This window comes from Maritimibacter sp. UBA3975 (genome assembly GCF_002384975.1).
GTDB lineage: Bacteria > Pseudomonadota > Alphaproteobacteria > Rhodobacterales > Rhodobacteraceae > Maritimibacter.
On record NZ_DGCP01000016.1, the window covers coordinates 19,004 to 28,221 of the forward strand.

At 66.3% G+C, this 9,218-nt stretch carries 9 protein-coding genes and 1 tRNA gene; 4 read left to right on the top strand and 6 right to left on the bottom strand.

Going from position 1 to position 9,218, the window contains the following annotated elements; translation table 11 throughout:
* Positions 1-78: 78 nt before the first annotated feature.
* The 4 genes from B2585_RS16585 to mgtE form a co-directional block, all read right to left on the bottom strand.
* Positions 79-1,857: an SLC13 family permease gene (locus tag B2585_RS16585; RefSeq protein WP_292025045.1), complete on the bottom strand. Its 1,779-nt coding sequence runs from the start codon at positions 1,855-1,857 to the stop codon at positions 79-81.
* A 67-nt stretch (positions 1,858-1,924) separates the two neighbouring features.
* Positions 1,925-2,737, bottom strand: coding sequence for a TIGR00282 family metallophosphoesterase (locus tag B2585_RS16590; protein WP_292025046.1), 813 nt, complete (start codon positions 2,735-2,737; stop codon positions 1,925-1,927).
* A gap of 63 nt (positions 2,738-2,800) precedes the next feature.
* Entirely contained in the window at positions 2,801-3,361 is a 561-nt protein-coding gene (locus B2585_RS16595; protein WP_292025047.1) for a 5-formyltetrahydrofolate cyclo-ligase, read from the bottom strand.
* On the bottom strand, positions 3,358-4,740 hold the full coding sequence (gene mgtE, locus B2585_RS16600) for a magnesium transporter (protein ID WP_292025048.1): 1,383 nt from the start codon (positions 4,738-4,740) through the stop codon (positions 3,358-3,360). The genes B2585_RS16595 and mgtE overlap by 4 nt, the downstream gene beginning before the upstream one ends.
* 123 nt (positions 4,741-4,863) lie before the next feature.
* On the opposite strand from mgtE, the gene guaD reads away from it, so the two are divergent.
* Together guaD and B2585_RS16610 are read left to right on the top strand one after the other, a co-directional pair.
* On the top strand, positions 4,864-6,150 hold the full coding sequence (guaD, locus tag B2585_RS16605) for a guanine deaminase (RefSeq protein WP_292025049.1): 1,287 nt from the start codon (positions 4,864-4,866) through the stop codon (positions 6,148-6,150).
* Positions 6,151-6,238: 88 nt separating this feature from the next.
* On the top strand, positions 6,239-6,901 hold the full coding sequence (locus B2585_RS16610; protein ID WP_414674066.1) for a class I SAM-dependent methyltransferase: 663 nt from the start codon (positions 6,239-6,241) through the stop codon (positions 6,899-6,901).
* A 34-nt stretch (positions 6,902-6,935) separates the two neighbouring features.
* Here the strand turns inward: B2585_RS16610 and B2585_RS16615 are convergent.
* Positions 6,936-7,011, bottom strand: a tRNA-Ala gene (locus B2585_RS16615).
* 58 nt (positions 7,012-7,069) lie between these two features.
* Entirely contained in the window at positions 7,070-7,516 is a 447-nt protein-coding gene (gene trxC, locus B2585_RS16620) for a thioredoxin TrxC (RefSeq protein ID WP_292025051.1), read from the bottom strand.
* Between the two features lie 71 nt (positions 7,517-7,587).
* On the opposite strand from trxC, the gene B2585_RS16625 reads away from it, so the two are divergent.
* Positions 7,588-7,773, top strand: coding sequence for a hypothetical protein (locus B2585_RS16625; RefSeq protein WP_292025052.1), 186 nt, complete (start codon positions 7,588-7,590; stop codon positions 7,771-7,773).
* Positions 7,774-7,789: 16 nt separating this feature from the next.
* The gene (locus B2585_RS16630) at positions 7,790-8,977 is read left to right on the top strand and encodes a geranylgeranyl reductase family protein (RefSeq protein ID WP_292025053.1); all 1,188 of its coding nucleotides are present in this window, start codon (positions 7,790-7,792) and stop codon (positions 8,975-8,977) included.
* Positions 8,978-9,218 lie beyond the last annotated feature (241 nt).

Here is a 9,218-nt window from a genome sequence, read left to right on the forward strand (position 1 = left end):
GTTCCGAAAATACTTCGGGGGTGCGGGGGCAGAGCCCCCGCCCCGGTCGGACGGGCGAAGCCCGTTCGAAACCGGAGCTCAGAGCGGCCAGATGAGCGGGATCACCGCGCTGACCAGCAGACCCATCGACAGGTTGAGCGGAATGCCGACCTTCATGAAATCGGTGAACCGATAGCCGCCGGGACCATAGACGAGCGTGTTCGTCTGGTAGCCGATGGGGGTCGAGAAACTCGCCGAGGCGGCGACCATGACCGCAACCACGAGGGGGCGGGGGTCTATCCCGATGGCCACGCCGATCCCGATGGCGATGGGCGTCACGACGACCGCGACGGCGTTGTTTGACACGAGTTCGGTCAGCACCGAGGTCAGCAGGTAGATCGACCAGATCACGAGGAAGGGCGGGAAGCCTTCGATCATCGGGGCCAGCGCGCTCGCGATCACTTCCACCGCGCCTGACGCGTCGAGGGCTGCGCCGATGGCGAGCATGGCGAAGATGAGGGCGAGCAGGCGGCCCTCGATCTGGCTGAACGCCTCGTCCGCATCCACGGCACGGGTCAGGAGCACCACGGCCACCGCCACCACGGCAACGGCAAGGATCGGGGCAACGCCGAGACCGGCCAGCGCCACGATCCCGAAGAGCGACAGGAGCGCGATGGGCGCGTGGCCGCGCCGAAACGCCCGGCCCGAGGGCTTGGCCACGTCGACGAGGTCCATGTCGGCCGCGAGCCGCTGAATGTCCTCGGGTGCGCCTTCGAGCAGGAGCGTGTCGCCCACGCGCACGGTCACGTTGTCGAGTTGCTGGCCGATGTTCTGGTTCCGGCGGTGGACCGCGAGCGGGTAGACGCCGTAGCGGCGACGCAGGCGCAGCTGGCCCAGCTTGCGCCCGATCATCTTGCAGCCCGGTGAGATCAGGACCTCGACCGTCGTCGTCTCGACCGCCGACACCTGATCGACGCGCTTGAGGCTCTTGTTGCGCTGGAGCGAGAGCAGTTCGGTCATCTGGGTGCGCAGAACGATCCGGTCGCCGACCTGAAGCTTCACGCCCTTGAGGTTGCGGCGCAGCGAGATGTCGCCGCGCACTACGTCGATCAGCCGCACACCTTCGCGCTTGAACAGTTGCACGCTGAGCGCGTCGCGCCCGATCAGGTTGGATTCCGGGGGGATCACGGCCTCGGTAAAGAACTTCTTGCGCGACCGGTCGGTGAGGAGCGTCGCCATGCTGTCACGCTCGGGCAGGAGCTTGGGCGCGACGACATAGAGATACGCCATGCCCCAGGCCACGACGAGAATTCCCAGGGGCGTGATTTCGAAGATCGAGAAGGGCTCCAGCCCGTTGGAGCGCGCCACGCCGTCGACGAGCAGGTTGGTGGACGTCCCGATGAGCGTGAGCGTGCCGCCCATGATCGCGCCGTAGGACAGCGGGATCAGAAGCTTGGAGGCCGAAATCTCGAGCTTGCGTGCGAGTTGGGTGAAGACCGGGATCATCACCACCACCACGGGCGTATTGGACACGAAGGCCGAGGCGAAGACGACGAAGACCATGAGCACGCCGATGGCGAGGCGCGGGCTTGCCCCCGCCTGCCGCTCGGCAATCTGGGTGAACCAGTCGAGCGCCCCGGTGCGCACGAGCGCCCCCATGACGATGAACATGCAGGCGATGGTCCAGGGCGCGGGGTTGGCCAAGACAGCGAGCGCGGCGTCGTAGGGCAGGATTCCGGTGACGAGCATCACGGCGACCCCGCCGATGGCCACGACTTCGGTCGGGAAGATCTCACGCAGGAACATGAGGAACATGACGCCGACGACGATGAGCGCCACGATGGGTTCTGCGGATTGCGGAAGTTCGATGAAGCTCATGGTGTCCTGACCCCGACCGCGCCATTTAGACCTGCGTGCCGCTTACCGGCAAGCGGTCGTTGTGTCGCTATGGTGCAGCCTGTTGCAGTTTTCCGCCCTGTCGCACCATCTCGATCCGCGTGGCCTTGCCGGTCTTGTCGTCGGTCTCGACATAGAGGCCCGAGAGCGTCGCGGACTCGTTGGCCGGGGAGAAGCGCCCCTTGACCATGCCGGTGACGAAACGGCGCAGCGGCTCGGCCTTTTCCATGCCGATCACCGAGTGGTAGTCGCCGCACATCCCGGCGTCGGTGAGATAAGCGGTGCCGCCCGGCAGGATCATCGCGTCCCCCGTGGGGACGTGGGTATGGGTGCCGACCACCACGCTCGCGCGGCCATCGAGGAAGTGGCCCATCGCCATCTTCTCGGACGTCGCCTCGCAATGCACATCGACCAGCGTGGCCTGCACGGCGCCGCCGAGGTTGAAGGGCTGAAGCGCCTTTTCGATCTGGCCGAACGGGTCTTCGAAGGCGCGTTTCATGAAGACGTTGCCGAGGATCTGGGCCACGAGGATGCGCCGCCCGCGCCGGTCCTCGAACACGCGCGCGCCGCGCCCGGGCGCGTCTTTGGCGAAGTTCAGCGGCCGGATGATCCGGGTTTCGCGTTCGCAGTAGGAGAGCATTTCCTTCTGGTCGAAGGCATGGTCGCCCAAGGTGACCACGTCCGCCCCCGCCTCGAAGATGAGCTTCGCGTGGGCCTCGGTCAGCCCGGCCCCGGAGGTCGCATTCTCGCCATTGACCACCACGAAATCGAGCTTCCAGTCCTCGCGGAGGGTCGGGAGCCTGTCGGAGATGGCCTGCCGTCCGGCCCGGCCCATCACGTCGCCAAGAAAGAGTATCTTCATATGAACTGGTTACGGGTTGGTGCGGGCGGGCGCAAGCGGGCGGGCAGGTGACGCCGGGGCCGGTCAGTCGAAGCGCAGGGTTTCGCGTTCGGTCACGATGGCGTCGAGCGGCTGGTCGGTGGGTTCGAGCGGCAGGTCGTCCATCTCCTGCGCGCCGTAGGCATAGCCGATGGCCACGGTCGGGCGCTGGGCCCGGAGCGCCTCCAGCGTGCGGTCGTAGAAGCCACCGCCATAGCCCAGCCGGTTGCCGGCCCGGTCGAAGGCCACGAGCGGGACGATCAGCACCTCGGGCACCACCTCGGGCCCCTCGGCGGGCCAGCTCGTGCCATAACCGCCTTCGATCAGCGGGGTCTCGGGGGTCCAGAGCCGGAATGAGAGCGGGTTGCCGCGTTTGGGCGTGACGGGCACGCCGACGGGGCCATGTTCGCACATCTCGGCCATGACGGCGCGGGAGTCGATTTCCGTCCCGATGGGGAGAAACCCGGCCAGCGGGCGGCCCCTGTAGGGCAGGAGCGCGGCCCTGAGCCGGGCCTGCGCGGCCTGATCGCGGGCGCGTTCATGCGCCCCGTCACGGGCGGCGAGGGCGCGCACGCGGGCGTCGGTCTTGTCCATCGTCACGGTCATAGAAGCACGATCCCGGCGAGGCCGAGGAAGGCGAAGAAGCCGACCACATCGGTCACGGTCGTCACGAAGGTGCCGGAGGCGAGCGCCGGGTCGATCTTGAACTTGTCGAGCAGGACGGGGACGAGCACGCCCGCGAGCCCCGCGACCATGAGGTTGATGACCATTGCTGCGGCGATCACCGCGCCCAAAAGGGGCGTTCCGAACCAGATGACGCCGACAATGCCCATGACCACCGCGAAAACCGCGCCGTTGATGAAGCCCACGGCAGCCTCGCGCCGGATCACGCGCCAGACGTTCGAGGAGGTGAGGTCGCGGGTGGCGATGGCGCGCACGGCGACGGTCAGGCTTTGGGTGCCGGCGTTGCCGCCCATCGAGGCGACGATGGGCATGAGCACGGCCAGCGCGACGAAGCCCGCGATGACGTCCTCGAACAGCGCGATGACGAGCGAGGCGAGGATGGCGGTGCCGAGGTTCACGGCGAGCCACGGCAGGCGCGCGCGCACCGTTTCGCTCACCCGGTCGTTGAGCGAGCCGTCGCCCACACCGGCGAGGCGCAGGATGTCCTCTTCGTGTTCCTCGTCCAGGATGATCATGGCGTCGTCGATGGTGATGACGCCGACGAGCCGGTCGTCTTCGTCCACGACGGGGGCCGAAATCAGGTGATACTGGTTGAAGGCATAGGCCACGTCGCCCTCGTCCTGATAGACGGGGATGGTGCGGAAGCTGTCCTCGGTGATCTCGGACAAGGCCGTGGTGCGGGGCGAGGCCATGATCTTGCCCAGCGTGACATAGCCGGTGGGCCGCATCCGGGGGTCCACGAGGATGACGTGGTAGAACTGGTCCGGCAGGTCGTCATGGGCGCGCATGTGGTCGATCAGGTGGCCCACGTCCCAGTGTTCGGGCGCTGCCACAAGCTCGCGCTGCATCAGGCGGCCCGCCGATTCCTCGGGGTAGGAGAGCGACTGTTCGACGGCGGCCCGGTCGGTGACGGCGAGGGCGTCGAGGATGATCTCCTGCTGCGGCTCGTCGAGATCCTCGATCAGGTCGACGACGTCGTCGGTTTCCAGCTCCCGCACCGCGTCGGCCAGCACTTCGGGGTGCAGCGCGCCGATGACGCTTTCACGCACGCTCTCGTTCAGTTCCGAGAGGATGTCGCCGTCGAATTCCTTGCCGTAAAGCTGGACGAGACGCAGGCGCGTGTCCTCGTCGACCTGTTCCAGAAGGTCGGCGATGTCGGCCGGGTGGACCGGTTCGAGCGCCTCGATCAGCGCGTCGCTGTCACCTTCGCGCAGCGCGGTCAGCACCGGTTCGACCGTCTCCCGGTCGAGCGCGTAGTCGTCCTCTTCGTGGAGGTCTTCGGTGATCTGGTCTTCTGCCATTTGACACCCCGCCTGTGGTCGCGGCGACATTAGGGGAAGGTGTCGCGGAGATACAGGGTTAAACCCGTGGACCTCGCCCGATGTGCGGCATAGTTTCGCCGGGGTAACGACGTGCGGACAGACATGAAACTCATCCTCGGCCAGACCCTTTCGTTCATCGCGGACCCGTTCGCGGAAACCCCGGAGATGTCGGCCCTGTGGGACCGGCGGTCGGGCGTCGTCGTGGACGACACCACCGGCACGATCATCGAGGTCGGGCCGGCGGACACGCTCAAGCGCCTCTGGGCCAATGCCGACATCGAGGACCACGGTGACGGGCTGATCCTGCCCGGCTTCATCGACGCGCATGCGCATTATCCGCAGACGGGGATCGTGGCGAGCTGGGGCAAGCGGCTGATCGACTGGCTCAACACCTACACCTTTCCCGAAGAGGCGCGCTTCGGCGATCCCGGTTACACCGCCGAGGTGGCAGCGCGCTATTTCGACATCGTGCTGGCGAACGGGACGACCACGACCGCGAGTTTCTGCACGATCCATCCCGAAAGCGTGGGCGCCTATTTCGCCGAGGCGCAGAAGCGGGGGATGCGCGTGGTCGGCGGCAAGACCTGCATGGACCGCAACGCGCCGGACGATCTGCGCGACACGGCGCAGTCGGCCTATGACGACTCGCAGCGGCTGATCGCGCGCTGGCACGGGCAGGGGCGGCTGACCTACGCGATCACGCCACGTTTCGCGCCGACCTCGACGCCTGAACAGCTCGAGGCGCTGGGCGCGCTTTGGGGTGAGCACCCGACCTGCCTTATGCAGACGCATCTGTCTGAGCAGACCGAGGAAATCGAGTGGGTCATGGGGATGTATCCCGAGGCCACGGATTACACCGACATCTACGACCGGTTCGGCCTGTTGGGTGAGGGTGCGCTGATGGGGCACGCGATCCACCTGTCACAGCGGGAGCGGGCGCGGCTTCTGGAGGCGGGCGCGAGCCTGATCCATTGTCCGACATCCAACACCTTCATCGGGTCCGGGCTGTTCGACATGGCCGGGCTGCGCGCGGCTGGGCACCGCGTGGGGCTGGCGACGGACACCGGGGGCGGCTCGTCATTCTCGATGCTGCGCACGATGGCCGCGGCCTATGAGGTCGGGCAGCTTCGCGGCACGGCGCTCCACCCCGCGCAGCTTCTCTGGCTCGCCACGGCGGGCAGCGCCGAGGCGTTGGGGATGACAGGCGTGATCGGCACGCTTGCGCCGGATGCCGAGGCGGACCTCGTGGTTCTGGACCTCGCCTCGACGCCCGCCATCGCGCAGCGCGCTGACCGGGCCGAGTCGATCTGGGAGCAGCTCTTTCCGACGCTCATGATGGGCGACGACCGGGCGGTTGCCGCGACCTATGTTGCCGGGCAACGGATGTAGGGAATATCGGATTCCGGATGCTTTTCGCTTGAGTTTCAGCCCTCGTTAACAATTCTTGTCGCAAAACGACAAGAAGTTGAGCGGGCAGATGCACAAGGAAACCATTTCACTGATGAAAAAGGCCTTCGCCAAGCATGTGGCGGCGCGCGAACCCGGACGGGTTCTGGACGTCGGCTCGGTCGGGAAGCGCCGCTGGTTCCGTGGCATCTGGGAAGAGGGCGGCTGGACCTATGACGGCATGGACTTGAAGGCCGGTCCGAATGTGGATGTCGTGCTTGAAGACCCTTGGCGTTTCGACATCGCGGACGGGACGTATGACGCCGTGATCTCGGGCAACATGCTCGAGCATAACGAGTTCTTCTGGCTGACATTCCTTGAAATGTCGCGGGTGCTGAAGATGGGTGGTGTCATGGTCCATGTCGCCCCCTCGCGCGGGCCGGAACACCGCGACCCGCAGGATTGCTGGCGCTGGTATCGCGACGGGATGTTCGCGATGGCGAAATGGGGCGGGTTCGAATGTCGCGAGACGACGACGGACTGGTCCGATGAACACATCGAATACTATCAGCAGAAGAACAAGGCGCGGGCCAAGCGGCTGACACGCACGCGGCGCCACACGGATAATTTCTGGGGCGATACCATTGGGGTTTTCGTGAAGGTCACCGAGACCGCGGATACGATGGGCATGAATTACATCCGGCAGTTCGCGGCGCGTCACCCGGAAAAGACCGAAATCCTCGCCGCAGAATAGCGGCGCGGCGGCTGTCCGGTTTCGGGTGGGAATTTGGTGGAGCCGATCGGGATCGAACCGACGACCTCGTCATTGCGAACGACGCGCTCTCCCAACTGAGCTACGGCCCCAACGCGGTGCTATCTGGAGGTTTCCGCCCGAACTGTCAAGCGTGTTTCGGGGCCGAAATCAGGCCCCGACCTTCGCCTTCGAGCGCACGAAGTCCTCGATCTGCGCGGCGCGGATCGCCCCGGCCTGCCGGGCCACTTCGCGCCCTTTCTGGTAAAGGATCAGCGCCGGGATACCGCGGATGTTGTTCTTCATCGACACCTTGGGAAAGTCCTCGGTGTTGATCTTGGCGAGCCGCGCATGAGGGGCGAGCGCCTGGGCGGCCTTTTGGAACTCCGGCGCCATCATCCGGCAGGGGCCGCACCACGGCGCCCAGAAATCGACGAGCAATGGCAGGTCGTCGGCCTTGGCCGCTTTGGCGAGCGTCGCGGGATCAAGCTCGCGCACCTTGCCGTCGATAAGCTTCGCGCCGCAGGTGCCGCATTTCGGCCCCGCGCCGAGCTTGTCCTCAGGCGCGCGGTTGAGCGCCCCGCAGTCGAGACAGGTGAGTTTGACGTGTTTGGCCATGACGTGCCCTCGAATTATATTCTATCCGATGAATATGTAGGGTGCGAACCCCGCACATCAAGGAGGCCGATATGCGAAACTGGGCCGATCTGCCAGCCGAAGAACAGCGCGTCCTGCGCGAGGCCTATCAGGCAGAGTTGGACCGTGCGCCGAGAACCTGCACGCTGGACGAAAAAATCCTGCGGTTCGCGGCGTGGCTTGCCGAGCGGGATGTGGCCTTCTCAGCCGCGGACCTTTCCCCTAGACAGTCCGGGTAGCTTGCGGGAGTCCTCCATGACCGACCAGAGTTTCGATGTCGTCGTGATCGGCGCAGGGCCTGCCGGCTCCGCCGCCGCGCGTCGGGCCTGCGACCTTGGCTTGTCGGTTGCACTGATCGACAAGGCCGTGTTCCCGCGCCCCAAACTGTGCGGTGCGCTGGTCAGTCCGCGTGGCAACAAGGCGGTCAGGCGGGTCTTCGACATGGAGATGACGCCGGAGATGTACCTCGTCTCGCGGCAGGTGGCGTTCAAATGGGACGGGGAGGAGCTCAACCGGTTCGATGCGCCCTATGACCTGACCTATACCTATCGGCTGGATTTCGACCATTGGCTGCAACGGGCCGCTGTCGCGGCTGGGGCCGTGGACATGCAAGGCACGCGGGTCGAGCGGATCCTGGACGGCGAAAGCGCGATCGTGCTCGCAGACGGCACGCGCATTGGCTACGGCGTGTTGGTGGGCGCGGACGGGGCCGCTTCGCCCGTGGCCAAGCATATCCTCGGCGCGGCCTTCGACCCCGAGAAGATCGGCTTCGCCTTCGAGACGGAAGTGCCGGGGGGGTGCGAGGCCGAGGCGCTGATGTCCATCGATTTCGACATCGTGCGCTGGGGCTATGGCTGGAACTTCCCCAAGGCCGGGAGCCGGACCATCGGGCTGGGCGCGATCCGGTCAGTGGATCAGGACCTCAAGGCGCTGATGGCGCGCTATCTGGCGCACGAAGGCGTGGATGCGGCGAGCGTGACGATCAAGGGCGCGCATATCCCGCTGGGTGATTTCAAGGAGCATCCGGGCAAGGGCAACATCCTTCTCGTGGGCGACGCGGCCGGGTTCGTGGACGGGATCACCGGGGAGGGTATCGCGCTCGCCATCGAGAGCGGGGCCGAGGCCGCCGAGGCCGCCGCGCAGGTGATCGCCGAGGGTCGTGTGCAGCGGGCCGACCGGGCCTATGTCCGCCGGATCAGGTATATCCAGTCGGACCTCGAACGCGTTCGGCGGCTGCGCGTGATCGCCTACAAGTCGGCCATGCGCGACCTGTTCAGGGAGAAGCTGCGCACCTCGGACCTGATGCGTTCGTCGCTGTTCGAGGTTCTGGCGGGGGAAGCGACCTATGCGGATATCGAGAAGAAGGTGGCCAAGCGCGCCTTCATGTCGGTCGCGCGGGGGCTGTCGTCCTGGCCATCCAAACTGTCGCGCCGCGCGGGCTGAGGGTTTCCCAATAGCGCGCGGCTGACGCCGCGCACAGGTTTTGCGCGGCCCCGCCGATGGCAGGGCCACGCGGCGGGCGCTCTTGTTCGACATTTGGGAGGGCTGGCCGGTTCGGTCCATTTGCTGGGGAGGCGCTTGAGGGGGCGGTGTGCCCCTCAAGTCGCCATTTCAATGGTGGGGCGAGTCGCCGGCGCGTCAAGGACGGGCCGCGCCGGGGGCGCGGTCGGCTGCGCCGATCCTT

What these genes read in the sequence shown, in the direction of transcription:
- guaD (WP_292025049.1), top strand. Translation starts at nt 4,864, where the DNA reads ATGAAACTCATCCTCGGCCAGACCCTTTCGTTCATCGCGGACCCGTTC.
- B2585_RS16585 (WP_292025045.1), bottom strand. Translation starts at nt 1,857, where the DNA reads ATGAGCTTCATCGAACTTCCGCAATCCGCAGAACCCATCGTGGCGCTC.
- B2585_RS16595 (WP_292025047.1), bottom strand. Translation starts at nt 3,361, where the DNA reads ATGACCGTGACGATGGACAAGACCGACGCCCGCGTGCGCGCCCTCGCC.
- B2585_RS16590 (WP_292025046.1), bottom strand. Translation starts at nt 2,737, where the DNA reads ATGAAGATACTCTTTCTTGGCGACGTGATGGGCCGGGCCGGACGGCAG.
- B2585_RS16625 (WP_292025052.1), top strand. Translation starts at nt 7,588, where the DNA reads ATGCGAAACTGGGCCGATCTGCCAGCCGAAGAACAGCGCGTCCTGCGC.
- mgtE (WP_292025048.1), bottom strand. Translation starts at nt 4,740, where the DNA reads ATGGCAGAAGACCAGATCACCGAAGACCTCCACGAAGAGGACGACTAC.
- B2585_RS16610 (WP_414674066.1), top strand. Translation starts at nt 6,239, where the DNA reads ATGCACAAGGAAACCATTTCACTGATGAAAAAGGCCTTCGCCAAGCAT.
- trxC (WP_292025051.1), bottom strand. Translation starts at nt 7,516, where the DNA reads ATGGCCAAACACGTCAAACTCACCTGTCTCGACTGCGGGGCGCTCAAC.
- B2585_RS16630 (WP_292025053.1), top strand. Translation starts at nt 7,790, where the DNA reads ATGACCGACCAGAGTTTCGATGTCGTCGTGATCGGCGCAGGGCCTGCC.